We start from the raw sequence: 26164 nt of genomic DNA, 5'->3' as shown, positions 1-26164 counted from the left end.
TTTGATGTTAAGTGACAGCGTAACTGAAGATACCCCCATGACCGTAACGCGGGCATTTTTAAATGGTGTCGTCAAAATACTACCACTATGTTTTGCGGTATTACCGTGGGGTTTACTCGCGGGCTCTATGGCAATTCAGGCTGGGCTGACCACCTTACAGGCGGTGGGCATGTCTGCGCTGGTCTTTGCGGGTGCAGCACAGTTGATGACTTTGGGGCTGGTCATGGCAGGGACACCTGCTTTAACCATTATCATCTCAGTGTTTTTAATCACCACCCAGCATTATCTGTATGCGCTCTATCTACGTGACGATATTTCCAGACAGCCATTGAAGCATCGCTTAATGTTGGGATTTCTACTGACAGATGAACTGTTTGCGGTCAGTATTAAGAAACAGCAGCATTATATGTATTACTTGCTGGGTGCAGGCAGTTGCTTCTATCTATGCTGGGTGTTGTTCAGCCTGTGTGGCGTATTGCTGGCAGCTTCAGTGCCCAATCTGGATCAATATCATCTCGATTTTTCCATTGTTGCGACCTTTATCGCCATCGTGATTCCATTTATTAAAAACCTGAATACGCTGGTCGGTGTACTGGTCTCGGTTATTCTGACGGTTGTGTTCTTGAGTCTGGGTATTAAAAGTGCAGCCATCTTGGCGGGTGTGATTGGTATGTTAACTGCAACCTGTTTGCAGAATCTGCGGGAGCGTGCGGCATGAGTTGGTTTCTGCTGATTATTCTGGCCATTGTGGTCTTCATGAATCGCTATATTCTGCTGGAGCCGAATATTCCATTACGCTTACCGAAATGGTTCCAGCAATCCTTGCAGTATTCTGCATCGTGTTTATTGACCGCGATTGCCACGCCGATTGTATTTATGGATGAGCAGGGAGCTTTCCGTAGTACTTTACTCAACCCCTATTTTCTGGCGACATTGATTACCATTGTGATTGCCTACAAGGTCAAGCATACCTTGTTGACGATTATCCTGAGTCTGGCCTGTTTTTACGGGTTGGTATTTTGGTTGCATTAAACGCTTGGGCTATTAAATAAAGTGCCCAAGCGTTTCATTTTTGGAATTAGCGGGTGGTATAACCGCCATTGGCGAAAATGGTTTGGCCTGTAATCCACCAGCCCTCTGTGACCAGAAAGCGAACCAGCGGTTCAATATCTTCAATTTTGGTCAGTCCACCTAAAGCGGAAGCAGCTTGATGATAAGCCACGGCTTCTGGTGCTTCCTGACCATAGAAAAATGGCGTATCCATCGGACCTGGCGCAACCGCAGTCACTGAAATGCCACGTTCACCAAACTCTTTGGATGCGGCTCGGGTGTAATGTTCCACTGGTGCTTTCAGACCTTCATAGGTGGAATAGAGACCGGTATAGGCAGCCAGTAAACTGGTCACAATGCTACAGATTTTTCCGTGCGGATTGAGATGACGGCCTGCAGACTGAATGAAGAAATAGGCAATCTTGTTATTGATCTCATTCATCCCGTCAAATTCCTGTTCAGTCGTCTCCAGATACGGTTTTTTGAGCACGCGACCGACGGTATTGATGGCAATATCCACCCCGCCAAAGTTTTCTTTGGCAGTGAGAAACAGGTGTTCAATATTCTGAATATCGGATAAATCTGCTTGCACCAAAACCGCTTTTGCCCCGAAAGCCTGTACGGCCTTTAAGGTTTCTTCTGCATCTGCCTGTGTTGCTGCACTATTATAATGAATGAGTAAGTTTGCCCCTTGTTCTGCAAACTTGCGTGAAATCAAGCCTCCCAAGTTTTTAGCGCCGCCCGTAATCAATACGGTTTTTCCTGCTAGCGTATGTTGTGACATCTCTCTCTCCTGATTGTTGTGTATGAAAATCATGCTAATGCAATTTATTTGTTTGAAATAGTTGTTAGTATTGAACTGATTGTGCAGAAAAGTTGAATAATAAAATGGATAAGATTGAGCGCTTAAAAATCTTTTGTTTAGTGGCAGAGAAGCAATCTTTTGCACAAGCTGCACTGCAACTGGGATTGCCCCGCTCCAACGTGACCTATGCCATACAGGCGCTTGAAAAAGAATATGAAGTACTGCTGTTTTATCGCACTACTCGTAAAGTCGCTTTAACCCATGAGGGGAGTCTGTTTTATGAGGAGGCGATGCGTCTGGTGACGCAATTAAAAGAGCTGAATCGCTTTAAGACGCATGTGCGGAGTACGGAAGGCAAGATTAGCATTGGCATGCCGAAACGCTTAGCCACTCAACTGTTGATTCCTCATTTAGGTTGTTTTTATCAGCGCTATCCCAAGGTCAAAGTACTGGTGAATGGTCGTGATGATTTTTCCAATCTGATTGAACAGCAACTGGATTGTGTGGTGCGGGTGGGACAGGTACAGGATCAATATCTGCTGATCAGACCCATCACACAAACTCATATCTGGACACTGGCAGCACCTGCTTATCTAGCCGAATTTGGTGAACCCAAAAGCTTTGAGGAACTGCAGCAGCATTATGCAGTGGACTACCATGTGGCGAAACATTATCGGGAATGGAGTGAATTGGTATTTCAGGATCAACGTCTGAGAATGCCGTACCGTTTACTGATTGAAAATACCGAAGCCTATATTCAGGCAGGTCTGGCTGGGATTGGTATTATCCAGATTCCTGAATTTGATGCTGCACCCTATGTACGGCAAGGTGTGTTACAGCGTTTATTTGTAGAGGTTCCGGACTTGCAATTACCGGTCAATATTTTATTGACGGATCGCCAGTATCGTCCTCAATATTTTCAGGATTTTATTGATTGGTTAGAGGAATTATTAAAGCAGCAGCTCTAGGCATTGTTCTGCTCACGATAAAAATTTATAAGACATAAAAAAAGCATACCTGAGTATGCTCTTTTTATTTTGGCAAAGATTAATAAAGACCGAGCAAGAAACCAACACCTAAGGTGAAGAAACTAAATAGCCAGATCCAGCCAAATGAATAACGTAGATGGCGTCCCATATCCGTCCCGGCCAGACCCATGGCTAGCCATGTTGCTGGTGAGAATGGGCTAACGAAGGTACCGGCATTATTGCCAATCGCCATGGCATATACCACCGAATCGGCAGTCACACCAGCGGTTGCTGTCACTTCCTGAACAATGGGCAAGAGGGCAAAATAGTAAGCATCGGTACTGGTAAACAGATCCATTGGAACACCTAGGATACCGACCAGAATATGCAGGCTACCGACCCAAGTCGTTGGTAAAATATGAATCAGATCCAGTGCGATTGACTTCAACATGCCTGATTCGGAGAGAATTCCCAAAAAGGCGCCAGCAGCAAAAATAATGGCCACCATGCTTAAGGCTTGAGGTGCATGTCGGCTGATCACCGCCATTTGTTCTCTTGGTTTAGGGAAGTTCACCAATAATACCAGTGATAAGGCAATCATAAAGACGTAAGGTGCAGAGAACAGACCAAATGCCAGACAGATGACCGCAAGAACAACCAGACCGATGTTAAACCAGAACTTTTTAGGTTTGACTTGTTCTTGTACATCTTCCGCCATATCGGCTGCCATGCAGTCCTGTTCAAAAGGTGTGGTACCTAAGGCTTGTGCTGCAAGGATACGTTTCTTTTCACGTAAGCCCATCAATACGGCAAAGCCCATCATGCCCAGAATACCAATCACCTGTACCGGGATCAGGCTCTGCCAGAGTGCGGCGGCTTCAATGCCGGTCACGGCAGATGCACGACCTAAAGGGCCACCCCATGGCACCATATTCATAATACCCATACTGCCGGCCATCAGGAGCAGCATCAGATAAGGACTCATCCCCAGTTTGCGATAGAGCGGCAGTAAGGCAGGAATAATAATCAGAAAAGTGGCCGCCCCGGAACCGTCCAGATGTACAATCGCAGCAATCAAGGTGGTCATCACCGCAACAATCACCACATTACCGCGGGTCAGACGCACCATGTTGCGGATCATGGGATCAAAAACATGTAACTCTTTTAAAATACTGAAAAACAAGATGGCAAATAAAAACATGGTGGCCACTTTGCTGACTTTTAATAAACCTGCTTCAAAGAAGCCGGAAATCTCGCTAATTGAAAAGCCAGCAATGAGTGCCCCAATAAGCGGAACAATCGACATTGCAACAATTGGACTGGTTTTACCCGACATGAGTAACGCGACAATCGTTACAATAATTAGAATACCTATCAGCGTAAGCATTATTTACTCCCTTAAGTCGTAACCTCTTGCCATAAAAAAGTGTTAAAAGTACACCAAAAAATAAAAAACAAAGCGCCGTCCATTATGCATAAAAACTTAAATTACGCTTAAACTTCAGCAGAAAAACTAAACGAAATGCTGGATAAATGAGCAAATTATTTAATTTTCGCTAAAAATGGTTGTAAAGTAAATTGAAAAACTGGCTGAAAAGTAGTGGAGTTTTTATCATTTTTTGCGCTTGTTCAGCAGCGAAAAATATCGGAAGAGGGGGGGAGAAAAAGCCAAAGTTGATTCAGGCTTCATGGCCATCTTGTTTAAACCAGCTCAGGTCGAGGAAGTGAAAAGACTTTGACAGATTCAATGCGTTGCTTTAAAAATTAGAGTAATTACTCTAATTTTGGAAAAATACAATGCAGATTGGTCGACAGCACTAGTTGAACCGGACTTCTGGTGATTTAGGATTAAAAGATCGTATGGTCTTGCTGAGTCACAGTTTACTGCCAGTCATTCAGCAAACCATTAAAAGCTATGCTCTAGCCCACCATAAGCAGCGCAACAGAATGCAGCAACTGAGTATCGAAGATCTGGTATTGCCCGATAGCTCAGATGTGCAACAGGCCTTGGCCCAGATGCAGTCTTGTAGTGCTGAGGCCTTACAGAATCACTGTCTGCGTACATGGTGTTACGCCATTGCCTTTGCCAAAATGCAACCACTGCAATGTGATGCTGAGCTATTAGCCGTTTCATGCCTGTTACACGATTTGGGAATGACTACACAACATTATCAGCATCATGCACATTGCCGTTGCTTTGCCGGACAAGGAGCCTATGCTGCGAAAGACTGGTCAATTCAACAAGGCTGGCCAATCGGGCGTGCTGATCAGCTGTTTGATGTGATCAGTCTGCATATGAACCCCTATGTCGCCCTTAAGGAAGGGATTGAGGCGCATTTATTACAACAGGCTGCCAGCTGCGACGTCATTGGTAGCCGTGGTTTTGAATTTTCCAAACAGTTTAGACAGCAATTACAGCAACACTATCCGCGCCTCGATTTTAACCGGATCATGATTGAATTTACCCGGCGGGAAGCTGAACAGCGTCCCCGTTCCCGCACCGCCATGCTGGTCCAGAGTGGATTTAAGCAGTTGGTGAATGCAAATCCTTATTTAAAATAAGTCCAAAATAAAAAACCACTTTTGCCTGAACAAAAGTGGTTTTGCTTGTTAAGCTTGAATGTAGTTAGTGGTCATGTTCCAGATATTCAGGCTTTTTCGGTAAGGCCCAGCTACAGAAGAAACAGATCATCAGCATGATAATCACATAAATAAAGAAGATGTTTTCAATACCTGCATCTTTAAATAGCAACGCCACCGATGGTGCTGAACCACCAAACAAGGCATTACCGACGGCATAAGAGAAACCGACACCTAAGGCACGCACATGTGGAGGGAACATTTCTGCTTTGACCAAACCACTGATTGAGGTGTAGAAGCTCAGCAGCATCATCAGGAAAATCAGTAATAAGGTGATAATGACAGGCGAGTCAGCAAAGCTACGCATACCGGTGACCATCACCGGATAGATAAAGATCGCGCTAAGTAAACTGAAAGCCAGCATGGATGCACGACGGCCAATGCGGTCTGAAAGCATCCCAAACAACGGTTGCGCCAACATAAACACAAACAAAGCTGTGGTCATAATGAAACCGACAGTTTTGCCATCCATCCCGATGTTGGTGAGATAGGTTTTAGAATACACCGTAACCACATAGAAGGTCAGTGAACCTGCAGACGTATAGCCGACTACCAGCAAGAAGGTTTTCCAGTGCTGTTTCAGTAAGGCAACCAGACTGCCGGATTCCTCACGTTCCGCATCTTCATGCGATAAGGTTTCTTCTAAACGGCTTCGTGCCAGTAAAGACAAGATTGCAGCAATACCCCCAATCACGAATGGAATACGCCAGCCGCCATCATTCAATTGCTGTTCGGTCATAAAGCCAAGCAGGATGACCCCGAGTAAGCTGGCGAGTAGCTGACCACCGGATAAGGTGACATATTGAAACGAAGCAAAGAAACCGCGTTGTCCTTTTAAGCCCAGCTCACTCATATAGGTGGCGACAGCACCATATTCACCACCGACCGAAAGGCCTTGTAATAAACGAACCATCAGTAGCAGGAAAGGGGCCCACATACCGACTTGATCATAGGTCGGTAAGGCTGCAAACAGGAATGAACTCAGTGCCATCAGACAAATTGAAATCACCATGGACTGTTTACGACCGTGACGGTCAGCGATCCGTCCGAATAACCAGCTGCCGATTGGTCGCATAAAGAAGCTGGCCGCAAATACACCCCATACATAAATCGCTTTAGTGGTTGGATCCATATCCGGTGCAGTTAATGCATGCGTAAAATAAGCAGCAAAGACGGCATAGATATAGAAATCAAACCATTCAACCAAGTTCCCTGATGCCGCACCGACGATACCCTTGATACGACTTCTTCTTTCTTCCTTGCTATATACCTGACTCATATACGTTCCTTTTCACCAAGCAAGATTCTGTAACTGAATCTTTACAGAATGTTATATACCGCTAAAGAAGCATGAAAATGACACTATTTTGTATGTTTTTTATGAATATATTTTTATCTAGAGAGAATAACTATCATTCTGAGCTAACTCATTGACAGATATACATTGTCAGAATGGTCAATGTATAGGTTTTAATCTTTTTAAAAGCAGAGAATTAAGTATTTATAAGAGACAATATTTGCATTCGCCTGGTTCAGTTTATGTAAATGGTCTGTAATAGAGCCATTTTGGTGCAATCTATCTTGAACATTTCTTTTAGATGATTGCATGGCTGTGTGGAGATTAAATCTTGGTCGATGCATTAAGACATGAATATCCATTCATTAAGCTATAAACAGGCCGAATCGTTCGAACTGGTGATTAAATCATCGAAGCTGTGGATAAGTTTTAGTTTATACACACAGTCAATCCGTGTTGTTTTTAATCGTATTTTCACCCGTCCTGATTTTTTGCTTTTGGCTTATGCCGTGCTAGAGCAGCAAGCTATTTTGAAATAACACTTAGTCCAGCACTGGAATAACGCAGTCTGCTCGGAATGGGCAGGGCTCTCCCTGCGTAAATTGAGTCAACATGCTTCTGATCTGATAAAGCTGGGCAATTTTTTCATCAATCAAGTTGAGCTTTTCTTGAAGAAGGGTCTGGACCTGTGCCGCAGGAATTTCTTCTTGCGCCGTCATATTTAAAATTTGCTTGATTTCATTCAGGGTATAGCCCAGATTTTTGGCAGAACGAATCAGTTGTAGCTGTTGCAGCGTCTGTTCCGGATAATCTTTATAGCCATTATTACAGGTCATGGACTGGATCAGCTGCATCTTTTCATAAAAGCGAATGGTGTCTCGGCTTAGATTTGCCTGTTTTGCCAACTGTCCAATCAACATCTTGCGTATCCTTTATTGTTATAAAAAAAAGCGGTATTAATCCCTTGACCATTGAGTGTACTCCATCCTTTAACCTGTGCCTACAGTCAATCAAATAGGCATAAAAAATGGACCATAATCATTTAAAAAATCAACAATATCGTCAAGTTGCACTGGTTGCTGGCGCGACAGGTTTTATTGGCCGCTACCTGATTCTGCAACTTTTGCAACAGGGACATTCAGTTTTTGCCCTGATCCGTAATCCGCTGGAGCAACAACAGGCACTGACTCAATGGCTGCAACAAAAAAATGTTTCTTTGCAGCAACTGACTTTTATTCAAGGGGATGTGACTCAGGTAAATCTTGGTATTCAGCCGCAAGATTGGGAGAAATTAAAATCCGTCAATACTTTATATAATAGTAGTGCCTTGTTTGCCTGGAATCTGGAGATGCAACAGGCACGGGCAGTCAATGTTGATGGCGCACTGAATTTACTGGCCTGTGTACATCAGCATTGTGATTTAAAACGCGCTGTGCATATGTCAGGATATATGCTGACGCTGCTTGGTCACTTACGCCAGGCAGGCGTCTATCTTGAACAGCCCGACCAGACTGACTGGCTCGTGGTATATCAGCGCTTAGGTGCCTATGAGGCCTCAAAGATAGAGGCCCATTTTGCCTGGATTCGCGCCGCACAACGCTTGTCGGTGGACTGGACCATTATCCATCCAGCAACGGTGTTGGGTGATGATGTCTCTGGTGAGATTCCGTTGAACCAGCCGATTGCGCAAATGATTGATCTGCTAAAACGCAAGAAAATGAGTGCACTGCCGGCAACTGCACAACATTATCTGCCTTTGATCCGGGTCGATGATTTATGTCAGATCATGGTCAAGGCTTCGATGGATCAGGCGTTAGTAAATCAGTCGATGCTGGTAGTCAGCGAGCATGATCTGGCCCTACCGCAATTGACGGGCATGATTGCAGCGCAGTTGCAGGTCAAGGCGCCTACACGGCATGTTCCGATCGGATTGTTGAAACTGATTTTAAAGTGGCAATGGCTGGCGAAGAAGCTGGAAATGTCTCGGGAAATGTTAGACTTTCTTAGAACCGAACCTTTAGAACAAGCAGTGTTACAGCAGTTTAAACAGCGCTGGCAGATTGCAACGGGTGATCTGGAAGGGGCAATTCGTAAAACCACGGACTGGGTCAGTCAGGCCCGTTAAAGTGAGCTTTATTCGAAATAAAAACAGCCCGTCAAAGGACGGGCTGTTTTCTTAATGAACCGGCTAGAGGCTTACCAGTGTTCACCTGGGAACAGGCGGGCATAGGCACGTTGCACCAGATTGAGTTTTTCCTGTTTGCCCACAGATGCGGTAGAGCTTGGGAACAGGTTATAGCCAATCGACATCAGGATATTGTTGATGTCTGGTGCGATTGCATAGGTAATCGAAGCCAGGCGACCAAGATTGGTGGCGATTTTCTTCGGACGTTTCACGATGGCATAAGCAATCAGATCGGCAGCTTCTTCCGGTGAAAGCGTTGGGACATATTTATAGATTTTGGTTGGCGCAATCATTGGCGTACGGACCAAAGGCATATAAATAGAGGTAATCGCAATTTTATGTGCATGTACTTCTGCGGATAAGCAGCGGCTGAATGCATCCAGCGCAGCTTTTGATGCAACATAAGCCGAGAAGCGGGTCGCATTGGCAAGTACCCCGATCGAGCTGATATTGATGATCTGGCCATCTTTGCGCTGCATCATGTGCGGCAGGATATTCAGAACCAGACGTACTGCACCGAAATAGTTGAGCTGCATGGTGCGCTCGAAGTCATGAAAACGGTCAACCGATTCATGTACCGCACGACGGATGGAACGACCGGCATTATTTACAAGAATGTCAATGTGATCCACTGCAGCGAGAATTTCTTTTGAAACCGCATCAATGGATTCCATCTCGTTGAGATCACATGGAAACACAGACGCCTTTCCACCTTCAGCCTCGATCTCTGCTTTGACCTCATCTAACTTCTCCTTGGTGCGAGCGAGCAATAAGACATGGGCCCCAGCTTGCGCCAGGTATTTTGAAACCGTTAAACCAATACCACTTGATGCACCAGTGACAATGATTGTTTTACCGTCGACTTTTTGCTGAAAAAGTTTTTTGAGTTTTGCATTCATGTAAGTATCCTACATTCATCACGAATCATGCTGTTGTGTGCAATGCTGTCCTATACCGCTTAACACTGCAATTTATTTTGGTCTAATATTAACCGATCTTTTTTGTTTGTCTAGTGTAAATGTTTGAAAAATAATATCTTTTTTAGAGTAAAAGCTCTAAAACAAGGTGTTGTATTAGTTGAAAAATCGAGCATATTTTTTTGGTTTTGCACAAAAAATAAGCCCCATTTCCGGGGCTCATTGATTTCATTAAAATTAAACTTGGGCGAGGGCTTGTTCGAGATCGGCAATCAGGTCATCCACATGTTCGATACCAATCGACAAACGCACTAAATCTTCACTGACACCCGCTGATTTTAGCTCTTCTGCATTGAGTTGGCGGTGAGTTGTGGTCGCAGGATGGCAGGCCAGACTTTTGGCGTCGCCAATGTTGACCAGACGGGTAAACAGTTGCAAGGCATCAATAAAGCGAGTACCGCCTTTTAAGCCATCTTGCACACCAAAGGACAGGATGGCAGAAGGTTTACCTTTCACATACTTTTGCGCCAAATGGTGCTGTGGATGATCTTTCAGACCCGCATAATTGACCCATTTTACTTTGGGATGCTGTTTTAAATATTCAGCAATCTTGATGGCATTTTCTGTATGTCGTTCCATTCTCAGGTTTAAAGTTTCCAGTCCTTGCAGGATCAGGAATACGCTGAGCGGACTAATGGCTGCGCCGGTATTGCGTAACGGTACCACCCGCGCACGGGCAATATAAGCGGCTTCTCCCAATACTTCGACATAATTGACACCATGATAGCTTGGGTCTGGCGTATTGAGTGCTTTGAAGCGCTCAGGATATTTGCCCCAAGGAAATTTACCGCTATCGACAATCACACCACCGATGCTATTGCCATGACCGCCGATATATTTGGTCAGGGAATGAATCACAATATCTGCACCAAATTCAAAAGGTTTAAGCAGTGCAGGTGTTGCTACCGTATTATCTACAATGACGGGTACACCATACTCATGCGCAATCTTGGCAATGGTTTCAAGGTCGATGATATTGCCGAGCGGATTACCGATCGATTCCACAAACACCAGTTTGGTTTTGTCATCAATAATTTGACGCAGCGCTTCCGGATTCTGATAGTCAAAGAAACGCACTTCAATGCCTTGCTTCGGCAAGGTGTGGGCAAATAAATTATAAGTTCCGCCATATAAGGTGGAGACCGAGGCGATATTGTCGCCTGCTTCGGCAATGGTCTGAATTGCGTAGGTAATCGCAGCCATGCCTGAGGCCAGCGCCAACGCCCCAATCCCGCCCTCCAGTGCTGCAATACGTTGTTCAAGCACGGCAGTGGTCGGGTTCATAATCCGGGTATAGATATTACCCTGAACTTTTAAGTCAAATAGGTCTGCACCATGTTGTGTATTATCAAAGGCATAAGAGGTAGTTTGATAGATCGGCACGGCCACAGCCTTAGTGGTAGCTTCTGGTGAATATCCCGCATGAATGGCTAAAGTTTCATCTTTATAGGTCATGATGACTTCATCTACGTGAGTTAAATAATCATCGAGTCTAGCCGATATTTTATCCAGGAGGGTGCATAAATTTTGCGCTGTATAGTGTTTTTAGTGATATAGCAGGGTTAATCCGAAGCAGATCAATTTTTTATCTGCTGTAAATCATTCAAGCCTGTAATGTCTTGAAAAAGAAAATCCTTTGTTGAAGCCAAACAAATGTCAACTTAACTTCAAGTCAAGGGGGTTTCAGCGTATAATATGCCAGATATTTTTTCGCTTATTTGCGATGTACTGGTTTTTCAATTGAGGAGTCCTGCGTGGCCCAATATATTTATACGATGAACCGAGTGTCTAAAATGGTTCCGCCGAAGCGCGAAATCTTAAAAGACATCTCTTTATCATTTTTCCCAGGCGCAAAGATTGGTGTGCTTGGTTTGAACGGTGCAGGTAAGTCAACCCTTCTCCGTATTATGGCTGGCGTAGATAAAGATTTCTCAGGTGAAGCTCGTGCACAACCAGGAATCAAAATCGGTTACTTAGAACAAGAGCCACCACTTGATCCGACCAAAGACGTTCGTGGTAACGTTGAAGATGGTGTACGTGAAGCACTTGACGCTTTAGAACGTCTTGATCAGGTTTTTGCTGAATATGCTGAACCGGATGCAGATTTTGATGCACTTGCGAAAGAGCAAGAAAAATTGGAATCCATCATCCATGCATGGGATGCGCATAACCTGAATAACCAGCTTGAAATTGCTGCGGATGCATTGAACCTTCCAGCATGGGATGCTGATGTATCCTTGCTTTCAGGTGGTGAGCGTCGTCGCGTTGCATTGTGCCGTTTATTGCTTTCTAAGCCAGACATGTTGCTTCTCGACGAACCGACCAACCATTTGGATGCTGAATCAGTATCTTGGTTAGAACGTTTCTTGAAAGACTTCCCTGGCACCATCGTTGCGATTACGCATGACCGTTATTTCTTGGATAACGTGGCTGAGTGGATTCTTGAACTTGACCGTGGACATGGTATTCCTTACCAAGGTAACTATTCTTCTTGGTTGGAACAAAAGAATGCCCGTCTAGAGCAGGAACAGAAACAAGAAGAATCTTTTGCTAAAGCATTGAAAAAAGAACTTGAATGGGTTCGTTCAAATGCCAAAGGCCAGCAAAAGAAAAACAAAGCGCGTATGGAACGTTTTGAAGAGCTTAACTCTAAAGAATTCCAGCAACGTAATGAAACCTCTGAAATCTACATTCCACCTGGCCCACGTCTGGGTAACAAGGTTGTGGAAGTGGAAGGGATCAGTAAATCATTCGATGGTCGCTTACTCTATGAAAACCTGACGTTCACTGTTCCGCCTACAGCGATCGTGGGTATCGTTGGTCCAAACGGTGCGGGTAAAACCACTTTATTCCGTATGATGACGGGCGAACAGCAACCGGATACCGGTACTGTGACTTTAGGTGAGTCGGTTAAAGTGGCTTACGTAGGTCAGATTCGTGACACCTTGGATAACAACAAAACCGTTTGGGAAGAAGTTTCTGGCGGTTTAGATATCCTGAAAATCGGTGATTACGAAATTGCATCACGTGCTTATATCGGTCGCTTTAACTTTAAAGGTCAGGATCAGCAAAAACGTGTAGGTGAATTGTCGGGTGGTGAGCGTAACCGCTTACAACTTGCCAAGATCTTGCAGATGGGTGCAAACGTGATCTTGCTGGATGAGCCATCGAACGACTTGGATATCGAAACTTTACGTGCACTTGAGGATGCCATTCTGGTATTCCCAGGTACGGTTATGGTGGTATCGCATGACCGTTGGTTCCTTGACCGTATTGCAACGCACATCTTGTCGTTTGAGAACGAACAGCCAGAATTCTACACAGGTAACTATGCAGAATACGAAGCTTACCGTCAGTCACGTTTAGGTGATGATGCATCTCAAAAACGCACCAAATACAAAAAAATTACAGGTTAATTTCGGGTAAATCAAAAAACCAGCCTCCGGGCTGGTTTTTTATGAATAAAATCTCAAAAAATATTAAGAAATAGAAGTTAAAATTTTTATAAAGTGTTTGAATTTATACTTATGTTTTTAATGTATTAAGATTAATATTATGTCTCCTTTTATTAAAAGGTAAATTTACCTTTCTGGAAAATTATGAAAAAAATTAAACTTTATACAATTGCTTTAGGGGTAGCTGTTGCTACGCAACTTACTGGATGTCTTTCAGTAAAATCTTATGTTGATCCTGCTTATAAGTCTGTGACCTATTCAGATATTAAAAGACCCGCTCAACCTATTCCCGTGGTTTTAACAACCGAATTTCAGAGAAATGGTGTCGTCATCCCTAAAGCGGGTAAAGAACTACAATCAGCGGTTGAGCGTAGTTTAAGAGCAACCGGCATGTTTTCTCCAACGGCTCAGTTGAACGGCGAGAAGCAAGCAAAATTACAGTTAACCGCGAATAATGTGGCTGATTTAGGTGAGGCCGCTGGTAAGGGGGTTTTAACAGGACTGACTTTTGGTGCTGTTGGTAATGCGATTGCTGATAAATATGAATTTAAATTTAATTATATTGATGCTCAAGGTAAAGAAACGTCTCAACGTTATCCGCACATGATTTTAACAACAGTTGGAAATAAGAAAGCACCTGTTGAAAACGTACAACCAATGTCGATCAATGAAGCATTCAATAAAGTTGTTGATGATGTTGTAATACGTTTTTCTTATGATCTACAAAAACAGCAATAAAAATCTGGCTTAAATAAATAAGTCTGTTGGAAGAATTTATTAGACAATTTTTAGATAAAAACCAGCCTGAGGGCTGGTTTTTTTATGTTCATTAAAAGTTGAGTGGATCAGCAAAGCATATAAAAAAAGCCAATGCTCGACGTTTAATTATTAAATTCACCCCGTAAATCGGCCCACATCAATGATGGAACCACTGTAATCACATCGAAAGTCATGGCAAAGGGATAAAGCACCATGCGGGTGGCTTTTTTAACAGGATGCTTTTTGGTAATTTTTTTTTCCTGTTGCAGGATAATTGGATAAGGCTGCGCTAAGGTTTTCTGGATCTTGCGTGCTTCCGGTACCTGATAGAGCTGGCCTTTAAAGAAAATATTAATATACGGATAAGGCGCGGTTTGCTGGTTATAAATGGTATTGAAATTCTGTCTAAAGCCCAGGGATTTTAATAGGTCCTTTTGTGTGTCATTCAAATCGACCATTCGCGTGTTATAGCGAATCTGTAACACACCCTGAAAATGACTTGGATCATCCATGGTCAGTACCAATGGCGAAGGGCTGGTCAGACTGCGTTGATCTGCTGGAATTGCATGTAGCAGTTTGGATAGCTCTGCACTCCCGTCGGTCATTAAATAACTGAAATCCTTACCTACAAATATAATACCTTGCGCCTGCTGATTCTGAACAGCTTGCCCTAAGGCAATGATTTGATCTTTTGCTAAAGTCACTGTTTCGGTTCTTGTGGTTTCGTTCGGAAGTGCCTGCGACAGCAATGTCGTGGCACAGCCACTCAAATTTAGACAGGCGATTGCGATGAGGGCGGAACATAGTTTATGCATGGCAGGAACTCAAATCTGAAATTCATTTTTCTAAAGAAAAAACTTTTTTAAATCAGTCATAAATTGACCCAAAATTGTTTTGTAATTTTATTACATCGGCATCGCTTGCTATAGTGGCTTTATGCAATTTACTGTAAGGGTGTGCTGTTGCAACGTCCGCTGATTTTTATGACCCTGCTGTTAAGCTTGTTCATGTTCCAAGGTTTCTGGAATGTGGCAGCGGCTTTCTGCGCGCATGAAAATTCGGGCCAATACAGTGAGCTCAAGCATTTTGGGCACCATGCCCCTGAAAAGCGTCATGTTTCCGCAACGCATTCAGCTTCTGCTGTTGAAGCGGATAAGGATGTCGCCGCCTCTTTAAACTTGCAAGATCATCATGATCATTTACCGTCCTGTTCCTACGTGATGGTGATGCAAACACAGCAGCAGTGGCATGCCCCTGTTGTACGGATCCATGAAATCGAACACCACTATGACTGGTCTAACGCTTACCAGTCCCCGCATTTATCCGGATTAAACCCGCCTCCGATATTGACCTCGCTATAAGTGAGGTAGCCTAAAAATAACTCACTGGAAATATATCTATTTCAATGGGTTATTTATCCTTAATCAAACGCTTGGCAAATTTGAACTTGCCTCGATAAATCGTAGCTTCTTGAGATCTTCAGAGTTCTTAGAATAGTGGTTTGGAATCAGGCGTTTATTGAAGATGAATTCACCCTCCCTCCATTTCTCATTGACGGAAATGGAACATGAATCAACAGATTTAAATCAGGTGAATGTTATGTCTTTTAAATTAAATACAGTGCTATGTTTTTTGGTTTTATTCGTTTCAGCAAGTTGGGCCAATGCCGATGGTGGTTTGATTTTTCTGGAAAAGAATCTTAATTCTCAGCAGCAGGCCAAGGCCAAGCTTGAACAGACGCTTGAGCACAAGCATCAGCAAAAGTGTAAATAAGCTATTTTAACCCGAAGGGAGACGGCTGAATGAGCAGGGCCGTTTCCTGTTTTAAACCTTTATCGTAGTCTGCTTTGATCTTAAGCTGGGATTTTGTAGCTAAATCCAGACATGTAATTTTATTACATCTGCTTTACTTGCTATAGTTCATCCGAGCAATTTTTGTCTAAAGAGTAAACTTTGCATCGTTCCGCGATTTTCATTACCGTCTTGCTGAGTTTGTTCATGTTTCAGAGTTTCTGGAATGTGGCGGCGGCTTTTTGTGCGCATGAAAAGTCTGGCGAGTATAGTTCACTCAATCATTTTGGACATCATGTTCCAGAAAAGTCCCAAGTTTCTGCCCAGCCTGCCATTGCGGTTGACCAGGACGCTTCTGATTTACCCATGCCCTTAAGTCTGCAGGATCATCATGATCATTTGCCTTCCTGTTTTCATGTAGTGGTGACCGAAGCCCAGCAACAACTGGATCAACCGGTTTTAGGGATGCATCAGGCAGAACATAAATATTACTGGTCCAACTCCTACCAATCCCCCCATCTCTCTAGATTAAATCCGCCCCCTGTATTGACCCCGCTATAGGTGGGGTAGCCGAAAAATAGCCCACCGCAACCTTATTATTTGCGGGGCTTTATATGTCTTTAAATTTAAATCAGCGTATCCATGCATTTCAGAACAATGCATCAAATCATCATACGCATCCATCGTCATTGAAATGGTCGGCCTTGGCAATTGCGCTAACGGCTGTGCTTTTTAGTCAAGCTGTAGCAGCAGCGTCCTTGCTAGATGCAAATCATGCTTCGACCCAAGCGCTGCAACGGCAGCTAAATTTTGAACAAATCCTGCAAGATGTGAAACAGCATCAGGCCGGTATCGGTGTTTGGCAAACCCAGCAAAGCATTGCCGAGGCCAATGTGAAACAGGCCGGTTTATGGACAAATCCAAGTGTTTCGATTCAGCAAACCGAGTTCCGCTCAGGTAAAGATAAAGAACTGGAATTTGGTCTTTCACAAAAACTCGATGTGTTTGGTGAACGCCGTGCTGCGGTCAAACTGGCTGATGTACAGGCGACTCAGGTCGGTCTTAATCAAGCCTTATACGATGCCCAGCTTGAACTCGCGGTGAAATATCTGTGGTCGCAAGTGGTGGTTCTTGAGCTAGAGCATGACGTGGTTCAGGCACAATTAAAAACCAGTCAGGCGACCTTGGATGCGACACGTTTACGACTCAAGGCAGGCAGTATTGCGCAGGTCGATCTAGACCGCACCCTGATGGCACATATTGAAAATCAGCGTTTATTCCAGCAAACCGAATTGGCGCTGGCGACGGCAAAACGCCAACTGGCCAATTTATGGGGCAGTACGGACAACCGTTTCTCTGCGCAGGCAAGCAATGTCTGGCCTCAGCAACAGGACTTGCAAAGCTATATGCAGAACAATTTATTCGAGCGCGCGATCCAGCTCGATATTGCACGGCAAAAGGCCAGTATCGACTATTTAAAAGTGTCGAACCGCCCGAATCCGACCGTTAATTTAGGCATGGTGCAAAGTAAAACAGCAGACACCAACTCGACTGACAACAAGTTGCGGGTAGGTATCGAGATTCCGTTAAATATTTTTAATCGTCAGCAGTATTCATTACGTATTGCCAATGCCAAACAAGATTTGCTGGTTAAGCAGCAACAGTTCTATAAGCAGCAAAACCTAAATGCAATCCAGACTTTAAGCGCAGAGTTGGCAGGATTGAAACAACAGTTCGATTTAGTCAATCAGCGCCAGATTCCATTGTCTGAAACCGTGCAAGAGAAAATGCTGCTTGGTTTTAAGGTCGGTAAATATGCCATTACCGATGTGCAGCAAGCCACCATGCAATTGCAAGAGCAACGCTTAAACAAGGTCCAGTTGCTTAAAAGTGCATGGCAAAAACAGATTGAGGCAGAGAGCTTAGCTCTGGGAATTGAGCCGAGTATGGTGAGTTCAAGTGATGCCTTAAACCAGATCAATCAGACCCTGTGGAAAGAGACCAATAACCTTCCCACTGTTGTAGGAGCAGAATAATGTCGACGAATCAATCTAAGAAACAGTGGTTTTGGGTCATCCTTGTTGTGGTGGCTGGTCTGATATTGAGTGCATTGCTCTTTTTTACAGGGAAAAACAAAACTAGTCGTGATACTGCTACGGCTGATAGCCATGGTGAAGAAGGACATGCTGAAGATGAAGCTGGACATGGCAGTGAAACTGAGGAAGGCAGTTTAAACCTGACGCCAAAACAGATGGCGGAATACGGCGTGAAACTGGCTCAGGTAGGTGTGGGAGAAGTATCGCAGCAATATGCCTATCCTGCCAAGCTGGTACCGAATACCGATCAACAAGCGCATGTGTCTGCAACTTTTGCCGGACGGGTGGAAAGTGTCAATGCAGCATTGGGAGAGCAGGTGAAGAAGGGGCAGGTACTTGCTACCCTGTTTATTCCGGATCTGGTCGATCAACAAGCCAATTTAAGTATTGCACAGGAAGCCTTGACCCTGGCGCAGCAAGATTATCAGCGCGAAAAGCAACTCTGGGAACAGGGCGTGTCTGCACGTCAGGATTATCAGCGTGCTTATAATGCATATCGTCAGGCCCAGATTCAGGTGCAAGCCGCACGCAGCCGTTTATCTGCTTTAGGTGCATCTACAGGAAGTCAAGGTCGTTATGTATTGACCGCACCGTTAAGCGGAATCGTGAGTCTGAAAGATATCGTGGTGGGCGAGCAGATTACCCCGGATAAACAATTGTTCGTGATTGATCAGCTGGATCAGCTCTGGATTGAATTTATCTTACCAAGTGTCAATAACATCAATGTCCAGCCGAATCAGCAGATCGAGTTTAAGTCGCTGCAAACCAGCAACACCTTTAAGGCGCAAATTCAGACCTTAACCACAGCGGCCGATACTCAAACCGGTCGTTTGCAAGTACGTGCCAAAGTCCTGACACCGGCTAAAGAACTACGACCTAACTTGATGGTCAATGTGCTGTTAGAAGGCACAGACAAGAAACCTGTGCTACGCGTTGCCAAAGCGGCGATTCAGCAGATTGAAGGCAAAGCCACGGTTTTTGTAGCCAAGCAAGAAAAAGATCAATTGCATTTCACCCCTGCACCAGTCCAGCTGGGCAATTACTCCAGTGATGGACAGTGGGTGGAAATCCGGTCTGGTCTGACTGAAAAACAGCAGTATGTCAGTCAGGGCAGTTTCCTTCTGAAATCGGAGATGGAGAAGGGAGAGGCTGAACATGGACACTAAGGAGAATGTAGGGCTTCCCCCTGCGGAAGGCCTGTTTGACCGTATTATTCAATTTTCCATTCGTAATGCGATTTGGGTGATGCTATTTGTGGTGGCCTGGATTGGGGTCGGGATTTATAGCTATCAGAAGCTTTCGATTGATGCCGTCCCCGACATTACCAATGTTCAGGTGCAAATTAACAGTCAGGCAGGGGGATTCACGGCCCCTGAAGTTGAGCAACGGATTACCTATCCAATTGAAAATGCGATGTCGGGTATTCCGAATCTGGAGCAAACCCGTTCAATTTCCCGTTATGGCCTGTCACAGGTTACGGTTATTTTTAAAGATGGTACCGATATCTATTGGGCACGTCAGCTGATCAACCAGCGTTTACAGGAAGCCAAGAGTGCTTTGCCTGATGATATTGATCCGCAAATGTCACCGATTTCCACAGGTTTGGGCGAGATCTATCAATGGGTGATCAAGGCGGAACCGAATGCTAAAAAGGCAGATGGCACGCCGTATCAAGCCATGGACCTGCGTGAAATTCAGGACTGGATTGTTCGCCCTCAATTGCAACGTGTGCCCGGTGTCGCCGAAATCAACAGTATTGGAGGGTATAACAAGACCTATGTAGTTGCTCCAGATCTGAAACGTTTACAACAACTGCAAATTCCGTTAACTGACTTGCAAACGGTATTATCTGAAAACAACGAAAACCGTGGTGCAGGTTTTATTGAAGAAAATGGGCAGCAACTGACGGTTCGTATTCCGGGAATGCTCAAGACCGTACAGGATATCGAAAATATTACGGTCAGTACCAAAAACGGTTTACCGATCCGGGTGGCCGATGTGGCAACAGTGTCGATTGGTCATGACCTCAGAACCGGTGGTGCGACCTATAATGGTGAAGAAACCGTATTGGGTATCGCCATGATGATGATGGGCGAGAACAGTAAATCTATCGCTCAGGCCTTAGATAGCAAGATGCAGGAAATCAAGCGCTCATTGCCAGAAGGCGTGGTGGTTGAAACGGTGTATAACCGGAGTGATCTGGTGGATAAAGCCATTAAGACGGTGGCCAAAAACCTGATTGAAGGCGCAATTCTGGTGATTGTGATCCTGTTTGTGTTCCTCGGCAACTTCCGAGCTGCATTGATTACTGCCTGTATTATTCCGCTATCGATGTTGTTTACCCTGACAGGAATGGCAGAGCAGAAAATCAGTGCCAACTTGATGAGTCTGGGCGCACTGGATTTCGGGATTATCGTGGATGGTGCGGTGGTGATTGTGGAGAACTGTATCCGACGGTTGGCAGAGGCTCAACACCATAAAGGCCGATTGTTGACCCGTTCAGAACGCTTCACCGAAGTATTCTTGGCAGCAAAACAGGCGAGACGTCCGCTGATTTTTGGGCAAATCATCATCATGGTGGTGTACTTGCCGATCTTTGCACTGGCGGGCGTGGAAGCGAAAATGTTCCATCCTATGGCAATGACCGTGGTGCTTGCATTGATTGGAGCCATCATTTTATCGGTGACTTTTGTTCCGGCGGCGGTGGCATTATTTGTCACAGGTGAGGTGAAGGAGAAGGAAAGTCGCTGGATGTCGGCGCTGAAACGCAATTATGAGGCAATCCTTGATCGAGCGTATGCCTTCCGATATGTCGTACTGGCAGGTGCTGTGACGATTTTAATATTAACGGCTGCGATTGGTACACGTGTAGGGAGTGAATTTGCACCTCAGCTCAGTGAAGGCGATTTTGCGTTGCAGTTAATGCGTGCGCCAAGTACCGGGATTGAGGAATCACTCAAGATTCAGGAAAGTGTTGAAAAACAGCTTATGGCAGAATTTCCTGAAATCAAGGCGATCTTTGCCCGTACCGGGACTGCTGAAGTGGCAACCGATGTCATGCCACCGAATATTTCCGATGCAGTGGTACTGTTAAAGCCTCGTGATCAATGGCCGGATAAATCGGAAACTATCGACGAGCTTCGAACTAAAATGTTGGCGTATGTAGAGAAGATCCCCGGCAACAATAGTGAATTTTCTCAACCGATTGAACTCCGTTTCAATGAGCTGATCTCAGGTGTGCGGAGTGATATTGGGGTCAAGATCTTTGGTGATGATATGCAGGTGCTGAACCAGGAGGCTGAGAAAGTTGCTCAAACCCTGAGAACCATTCCGGGGGCCAGCGAAGTCAAAGTCGAACAGACTGATGGCTTACCATTACTCAATGTCGACATCGACCATGCATTGGCTGCGCAATATGGCTTATCGGTCAAATCCATTCAGGATCTGGTGGCGGCCAGTATTGGTGGTCAAAGTGTTGGGCAGATTTTACAGGGTGACCGTCGATTTGATTTTGTGGTGCGTTTGGATGATGTCATGCGTACACCACAGCAATTGGCCATGCTGCCGATTCAATTGCCGAATGGTGGTCTGATCAAGCTGCAAGATGTAGCAAAAGTAGAGAATATCTTAGGTCTGGCACAGGTCAGCCGTGAAAATGGCAAGCGCCGTGTGGTGGTCACCACTAACGTACGTGACCGTGATCTGGGCTCATTCGTGGCTGAGATGCAGCAGAAACTGGCCCAGCAAAAATTACCAAGCGGTTATTGGCTCGGTTATGGCGGGCAATTTGAAAATCTTGCCTCGGCAAAAGCCAGAATGCAGATTGTGGTGCCACTGGCATTGCTGATGATCTTTATTCTGCTGATGGCAGTGTTTAATAACTTTAAAGAGAGCTTGCTGGTGTTTAGTGGTGTGCCATTTGCCCTGTCCGGTGGTTTGGTGGCGCTGTGGTTACGCGATATTCCCTTGTCCATGTCGGCAGGTGTGGGCTTTATTGCCCTGTCGGGTGTTGCGGTATTGAATGGTCTGGTGATGCTGAGCTTTATCAAAGAGTTGAGAGAACAATTTGATATTCATTATGCCACTTGGCATGGCGCGGTATTGCGTTTACGTCCGGTACTGATGACGGCCTGTGTCGCATCGCTGGGCTTTATCCCGATGGCGATTGCTACAGGTACTGGTGCAGAAGTTCAGCGTCCACTGGCGACGGTGGTGATTGGCGGGATTATTTCTTCGACCTTGCTGACCTTGCTGATTTTGCCGGTAGTTTATCGCTGGATGAATGAAAAGTCCTCTGAACAATAATCAGGCATTTACTAGTGAGGGGATTGGATTTTTGTTACTTTTGAAGGATCAAAAGTAACAAAAATCCTTTGTTGGTCTGACGGCACTTCCATGATGCCGCAGACCAACAGGCGGCATCCATGCCGCCACCACGATCGTAAATGTAGGTTAGAGATCGGATAGCGAAAGATTTTAGGACAATTCGTTGCACTTCACTCATCATATTCATCGATGATTTGAGATAGTGTAGAAAGAAAGTTGAATTTTAAAATTATAAGGAGTCCAACATGAGTGGACATCAAGGGCATGACCATAGTCATGCAGCGGTCACTGAAGGTAATATCAAAAAACTCACCATTGCGCTGATACTGACTTCAACTTTCTTAGTGGTTGAAGTGGTTGCGGGTTTAATCACCCAAAGTTTGGCGTTACTGTCCGATGCAGCACATATGTTTACCGATGCGGCTGCATTAGCGATTGCTTTAGTGGCAATTAAAATTGCCAAACGTCCCGCAGATAACAAACGTACTTTTGGTTATCAGCGTTTTGAGATTCTGGCAGCCTTATTTAATGCCTCAATGCTGTTTTTTGTGGCAATGTACATTCTGTACGAAGCTTACCAGCGCTTTACGCAACCGCCTGAAATTCAAAGTGTCGGTATGCTGATTGTGGCGAGCTTGGGCCTGATTATTAATTTAATTTCCATGAAATTGTTAATGTCCAGTGCGGCTGAAAGCCTGAATATGAAAGGCGCATATTTAGAAGTACTGAGTGATGCATTGGGTTCAGTGGCTGTCATTGTGGGTGCAGTGGTGATCTATTTCACCAATTGGTATTGGGTCGACACCATTCTTGCAGTTGCGATTGGTTTCTGGGTATTGCCGAGAACATGGATTCTGCTCAAGCAGAGTATCAATATCTTGTTGGAGGGCGTTCCAGAAGAGGTCGACATTGAAAAGCTACGTAATGATCTACTGGGATTGGATGGGGTTGAGAGTATCCATCAGTTAAAGGTCTGGGCGATTACCTCGAAGAATATTCATTTGACTGTGCATCTGTTTGCACCGAGAGCTGATCGTAATCAATTGCACCGTGCTGCGACTGAGATGTTATCGCATGAGCATGGTATTGCTGAAGTGACCTTGCAAATTGAAGATGATGAAGAAATGAATTGTCAGCATACCCATCAACATGATGAGAAAGCTGAACAAGATCCTTCACATCAGCATTAAGCTGATGTGAATCTTCATTTAGGGATAATTGACCTAAACCTAGCATAAAATATGAAACTTGGAACAGTCATCTACAACCTGAATAGAATTTGCAATGGACGGTTTTTGCAATATTTATATTTAAATGCAAGAAGTGAACAGGTTTTGCATGAGGAGCCCAGCTGCGCAAGGTGGTTGCCCTTGTGGAGGCGCGCTCTTCATCCCGAAATACTTGCGAAGCTTTAAACGCTTCTCAGGTCGAACCGACGGTTAATCCTAAAATAGGATGAGAACTCAACATGACTCCGTTGTAACTATTTATTTTTTAATTTATTAAAAATAAAAAAACGACGGATTCTGGCTAATGATTAATTCTGCCATTCATGATTGCAGTCACGGCATTTCCAATGTTTTTGCGCTTGCATAAACGCCTGCATTGAAATTTTGAAATCAGGCAGATCACGCCAGAATAAAACTCCTGCAATCACACAGACTGCAAAAACCACAACTGTCGCGATTTGCAGGCTTTGTCCGGCACCATTACCGAAAATCCACATGCCAATACTGATCAGCACCAAAAACAATAAAATAAAAATTGCAGGCACTAAAAGCACCAGACTTTTTGGCACGTTAGGGCGAGGGCTGTTGGTACCCTGGCTGACAGGCATAATTTTCACGCTTTGACATTTAGGGCAGCGGTATTGCATAAGGATTTCCTATAGTGTTTTGGCTATTTTAGCGAAAATTATGCAAAAGCAAAAATGCTGAGCGATTCAAATACATAACTTTACTTATTTATGAGTTTATAGCCCTCCACTAGCCGCAGTGATGAGCTTTGAAAATGTGAGACTACAGCTCGTCTAAAGCTATTCGCAAAAGCAGAGGCAGTCATGCTAATTTGCAGGATGAGTTGGCTGAATAATGCGAAAGGATACGCATGTTACCCACCAAAATTTTAAAGTTACGTTTATCTCGCATTCACAAGGGAAAACAGCATCTGTCCACACAAGATCAATTGATGCTGGTAACTTCGGAAAACCCTGACCTGAGTGCCAATTTTTTATTGCGGCTTTTTAAATTAACTTTGCCCAAGCAATGGCAATTTCATCATGAGAATGATGAAGATATTCTCTATGCTACCCAATTGATTCAGCTGATAGAAGATGAGTTTATTGCTGCCTATAGCACGCATGCACGAAAATATGGCTGGTATGAGCAATGCCTGATGTATCAGCTTAACTTTGTCGTCCCGCAACCGACCCAACAGCAAATCAATGGCTATTTACGCCAGCTGGAGCAATGTCTGGATCAGCCGCCGAAAATTGAGCTACTTCATTATTTTCAGCAGTATTCTCCCTGTGCACTGCATGCGAATGCGCTGGCCAAAGCATATGCCGGTGCAGGCCAATATACCCAGGCGATTGTGTATTTTGAATGGGCAGCAGCACAATCATCTCAATTTAATGAAGTGGCTTTTTATGCCTATATTGAATGTTTGCTCAAGCGCCATCAGCCCGAATATCAACCTCAGGTCAGTGATATCGAATATGCGATTGATCTGTTGGCACGCTATCAGAAACCGATTGATCAAAAAGCCTATCGGAACATCCTGCGGCAGGCGGTGAGCTTGCTGTTACCAGAATCCATTCTAGATACGCGTGCGACAGCAACCAGGGTAATGGCTGATGCTGGGCGGAGTTTAAATGCTTTGGGTAAAACACTGAATAGCTTATGGGGTGGGCGGGAGCATCATCTGCCTTTTAGTCAGGAGGTGATCGCCAGTGCACCACAGCTTTTGACCGAGCAAAGTGTATTGGAAAGTCTGGCGCAGTCCGAAGCAATGCAACATGCTTTACAGCGCTGTCTTGCAACACAGCATGCGGGTGTATTGAGCGATGATCCATCTTTACTTCAATCCTTATGGCAAGTGATGCAACACGGTCCAGCAATTCTGGAATTATTGGTGCAGCCCGCTCAATATGATCAATTGATGGAGAGGCTTCAGCAGCGCCCATCACAACGCAAAGATGCAACACGTTCTGAAAATATTCAGCTCATTCTGCAACAGGGGTTAATGGCTTATTTGGGCGAGCTACAGTTGGATAAACAGCATCCACAGCGAGATGCCTTATATACCCAGCGTGATCAGGTGGTCACTGAGATGACTGCTTTTGCCAGATGGTTCTATGCCGACTTGTTGTTGCCTGATCTTGAGCAACAGATTCAGTTGTTTCAACAAGTCCATGATTTATGTTTGCCATTGAAAGAAACTGCATTGAGTAGCGGACTGTTTGCATTACAGTTTGAAATGCAACAGCGGGTACAGGATATTGCAAGCTGGATGCAGCCCAAACTGGAAAAAGGCAACACTTTTGAACTGATGCAGGTGGCGTGGGTGGCCTTGCGAGAATTACCGAATTTTGAACAGCCATTGGCCCAAGAGAAAGTACAGCAGATTGAGCTGGCATTGGAACAGTATAAACGTATCCGTTTTAGCCAGATTCAACGCTTACCCTCTGCCGCAGCGGTCGTGCCTGCTCGCAACGACCCTGATTAATTCATGGGACAAGCGCTAAAGCGGGGGCAGAAATAAATTAAAACTGTGCAACAAAAATACGCAAATTGTCTGGTAGAGCGTGATAATCT

24 protein-coding genes are annotated in these 26164 nt (G+C 44.7%); 16 read left to right on the top strand and 8 right to left on the bottom strand.

What is annotated here, in order from left to right:
* Positions 1-4 precede the first annotated feature (4 nt).
* Both MSG93_RS07120 and MSG93_RS07115 read left to right on the top strand, forming a co-directional pair.
* Positions 5-718: an AzlC family ABC transporter permease gene (locus MSG93_RS07120; protein WP_324621150.1), complete on the top strand. Its 714-nt coding sequence runs from the start codon at positions 5-7 to the stop codon at positions 716-718.
* Positions 715-1032 carry an AzlD domain-containing protein gene (locus MSG93_RS07115; protein ID WP_324621149.1) on the top strand — a complete coding sequence of 106 codons (318 nt, stop codon included), beginning with the start codon at positions 715-717 and terminating at the stop codon, positions 1030-1032. Before MSG93_RS07120 ends, MSG93_RS07115 begins: the two co-directional genes overlap by 4 nt.
* A gap of 46 nt (positions 1033-1078) precedes the next feature.
* On the opposite strand, the gene MSG93_RS07110 is transcribed toward MSG93_RS07115, so the two are convergent.
* Entirely contained in the window at positions 1079-1834 is a 756-nt protein-coding gene (locus tag MSG93_RS07110; RefSeq protein WP_324621148.1) for an SDR family oxidoreductase, read from the bottom strand.
* A gap of 104 nt (positions 1835-1938) precedes the next feature.
* Here MSG93_RS07110 and MSG93_RS07105 point away from each other — a divergent pair, with 104 nt between their 5' ends.
* Positions 1939-2823: a LysR family transcriptional regulator gene (locus MSG93_RS07105; protein ID WP_324621147.1), complete on the top strand. Its 885-nt coding sequence runs from the start codon at positions 1939-1941 to the stop codon at positions 2821-2823.
* Between the two features lie 79 nt (positions 2824-2902).
* Here MSG93_RS07105 and MSG93_RS07100 read toward each other — a convergent pair whose 3' ends face one another.
* Positions 2903-4210 (bottom strand): CitMHS family transporter, encoded by a 1308-nt coding sequence (locus MSG93_RS07100; RefSeq protein ID WP_005227720.1) that lies wholly within the window; start codon positions 4208-4210, stop codon positions 2903-2905.
* A 434-nt stretch (positions 4211-4644) separates the two neighbouring features.
* On the opposite strand from MSG93_RS07100, the gene MSG93_RS07095 reads away from it, so the two are divergent.
* Positions 4645-5385, top strand: coding sequence for an HD domain-containing protein (locus MSG93_RS07095; RefSeq protein ID WP_324621146.1), 741 nt, complete (start codon positions 4645-4647; stop codon positions 5383-5385).
* Positions 5386-5449: 64 nt separating this feature from the next.
* Here the strand turns inward: MSG93_RS07095 and MSG93_RS07090 are convergent, their stop codons facing one another.
* Complete coding sequence (locus MSG93_RS07090; RefSeq protein ID WP_005227716.1) at positions 5450-6742, bottom strand: MFS transporter; 1293 nt, start codon at positions 6740-6742, stop codon at positions 5450-5452.
* A 368-nt stretch (positions 6743-7110) separates the two neighbouring features.
* Between MSG93_RS07090 and MSG93_RS07085 the strand changes: the two genes are divergently transcribed.
* Positions 7111-7299: a hypothetical protein gene (locus tag MSG93_RS07085; RefSeq protein WP_324621145.1), complete on the top strand. Its 189-nt coding sequence runs from the start codon at positions 7111-7113 to the stop codon at positions 7297-7299.
* 3 nt (positions 7300-7302) lie between these two features.
* Here the strand turns inward: MSG93_RS07085 and MSG93_RS07080 are convergent, their stop codons facing one another.
* The gene (locus tag MSG93_RS07080; RefSeq protein WP_032868533.1) at positions 7303-7680 is read right to left on the bottom strand and encodes a MerR family DNA-binding protein; all 378 of its coding nucleotides are present in this window, start codon (positions 7678-7680) and stop codon (positions 7303-7305) included.
* A 107-nt stretch (positions 7681-7787) separates the two neighbouring features.
* Here MSG93_RS07080 and MSG93_RS07075 point away from each other — a divergent pair, with 107 nt between their 5' ends.
* Entirely contained in the window at positions 7788-8885 is a 1098-nt protein-coding gene (locus tag MSG93_RS07075) for an SDR family oxidoreductase (protein WP_324621142.1), read from the top strand.
* Between the two features lie 71 nt (positions 8886-8956).
* Here the strand turns inward: MSG93_RS07075 and MSG93_RS07070 are convergent, their stop codons facing one another.
* Together MSG93_RS07070 and MSG93_RS07065 are read right to left on the bottom strand one after the other, a co-directional pair.
* Positions 8957-9844 carry an SDR family NAD(P)-dependent oxidoreductase gene (locus tag MSG93_RS07070; RefSeq protein ID WP_005282632.1) on the bottom strand — a complete coding sequence of 296 codons (888 nt, stop codon included), beginning with the start codon at positions 9842-9844 and terminating at the stop codon, positions 8957-8959.
* Between the two features lie 255 nt (positions 9845-10099).
* The gene (locus MSG93_RS07065) at positions 10100-11377 is read right to left on the bottom strand and encodes an O-acetylhomoserine aminocarboxypropyltransferase/cysteine synthase family protein (RefSeq protein ID WP_324621141.1); all 1278 of its coding nucleotides are present in this window, start codon (positions 11375-11377) and stop codon (positions 10100-10102) included.
* 299 nt (positions 11378-11676) lie between these two features.
* Between MSG93_RS07065 and ettA the strand changes: the two genes are divergently transcribed.
* Together ettA and MSG93_RS07055 are read left to right on the top strand one after the other, a co-directional pair.
* Positions 11677-13338 carry an energy-dependent translational throttle protein EttA gene (ettA, locus tag MSG93_RS07060; RefSeq protein WP_004776096.1) on the top strand — a complete coding sequence of 554 codons (1662 nt, stop codon included), beginning with the start codon at positions 11677-11679 and terminating at the stop codon, positions 13336-13338.
* Positions 13339-13521: 183 nt separating this feature from the next.
* The gene (locus MSG93_RS07055; RefSeq protein ID WP_324621140.1) at positions 13522-14115 is read left to right on the top strand and encodes a hypothetical protein; all 594 of its coding nucleotides are present in this window, start codon (positions 13522-13524) and stop codon (positions 14113-14115) included.
* Between the two features lie 143 nt (positions 14116-14258).
* Here MSG93_RS07055 and MSG93_RS07050 read toward each other — a convergent pair whose 3' ends face one another.
* Positions 14259-14951 carry a hypothetical protein gene (locus tag MSG93_RS07050; protein ID WP_324621138.1) on the bottom strand — a complete coding sequence of 231 codons (693 nt, stop codon included), beginning with the start codon at positions 14949-14951 and terminating at the stop codon, positions 14259-14261.
* Positions 14952-15098: 147 nt separating this feature from the next.
* Here MSG93_RS07050 and MSG93_RS07045 point away from each other — a divergent pair, with 147 nt between their 5' ends.
* The 7 genes from MSG93_RS07045 (at position 15099) to MSG93_RS07015 (ending at position 23539) form a co-directional block, all read left to right on the top strand.
* Entirely contained in the window at positions 15099-15497 is a 399-nt protein-coding gene (locus MSG93_RS07045; RefSeq protein ID WP_324621137.1) for a cation efflux protein, CzcI-like, read from the top strand.
* A gap of 238 nt (positions 15498-15735) precedes the next feature.
* Positions 15736-15909: a hypothetical protein gene (locus MSG93_RS07040; protein ID WP_324621136.1), complete on the top strand. Its 174-nt coding sequence runs from the start codon at positions 15736-15738 to the stop codon at positions 15907-15909.
* Between the two features lie 180 nt (positions 15910-16089).
* Positions 16090-16488: a cation efflux protein, CzcI-like gene (locus MSG93_RS07035; RefSeq protein WP_324621134.1), complete on the top strand. Its 399-nt coding sequence runs from the start codon at positions 16090-16092 to the stop codon at positions 16486-16488.
* Between the two features lie 53 nt (positions 16489-16541).
* On the top strand, positions 16542-17963 hold the full coding sequence (locus tag MSG93_RS07030; RefSeq protein ID WP_324621133.1) for a TolC family protein: 1422 nt from the start codon (positions 16542-16544) through the stop codon (positions 17961-17963).
* Positions 17963-19189: an efflux RND transporter periplasmic adaptor subunit gene (locus MSG93_RS07025; protein WP_324621132.1), complete on the top strand. Its 1227-nt coding sequence runs from the start codon at positions 17963-17965 to the stop codon at positions 19187-19189. Before MSG93_RS07030 ends, MSG93_RS07025 begins: the two co-directional genes overlap by 1 nt.
* Complete coding sequence (locus MSG93_RS07020) at positions 19179-22328, top strand: CusA/CzcA family heavy metal efflux RND transporter (RefSeq protein WP_324621131.1); 3150 nt, start codon at positions 19179-19181, stop codon at positions 22326-22328. The genes MSG93_RS07025 and MSG93_RS07020 overlap by 11 nt, the downstream gene beginning before the upstream one ends.
* A gap of 266 nt (positions 22329-22594) precedes the next feature.
* Complete coding sequence (locus MSG93_RS07015) at positions 22595-23539, top strand: cation diffusion facilitator family transporter (protein WP_324621130.1); 945 nt, start codon at positions 22595-22597, stop codon at positions 23537-23539.
* A gap of 347 nt (positions 23540-23886) precedes the next feature.
* On the opposite strand, the gene MSG93_RS07010 is transcribed toward MSG93_RS07015, so the two are convergent.
* Positions 23887-24225, bottom strand: a complete 339-nt coding sequence (locus MSG93_RS07010) for a hypothetical protein (protein ID WP_005227693.1) — start codon at positions 24223-24225, stop codon at positions 23887-23889.
* A 230-nt stretch (positions 24226-24455) separates the two neighbouring features.
* Here MSG93_RS07010 and MSG93_RS07005 point away from each other — a divergent pair, with 230 nt between their 5' ends.
* On the top strand, positions 24456-26075 hold the full coding sequence (locus MSG93_RS07005) for a hypothetical protein (protein ID WP_324621129.1): 1620 nt from the start codon (positions 24456-24458) through the stop codon (positions 26073-26075).
* The last annotated feature ends 89 nt before the right edge of the window (positions 26076-26164 follow it).

Origin of the sequence: Acinetobacter sp. IK40 (assembly GCF_035615075.1) — a bacterium.
Taxonomy (GTDB): domain Bacteria; phylum Pseudomonadota; class Gammaproteobacteria; order Pseudomonadales; family Moraxellaceae; genus Acinetobacter; species Acinetobacter courvalinii.
The sequence above is the reverse complement of the archived record's forward strand: the minus strand, read 5'-3'. Positions and strand labels throughout refer to the sequence as shown.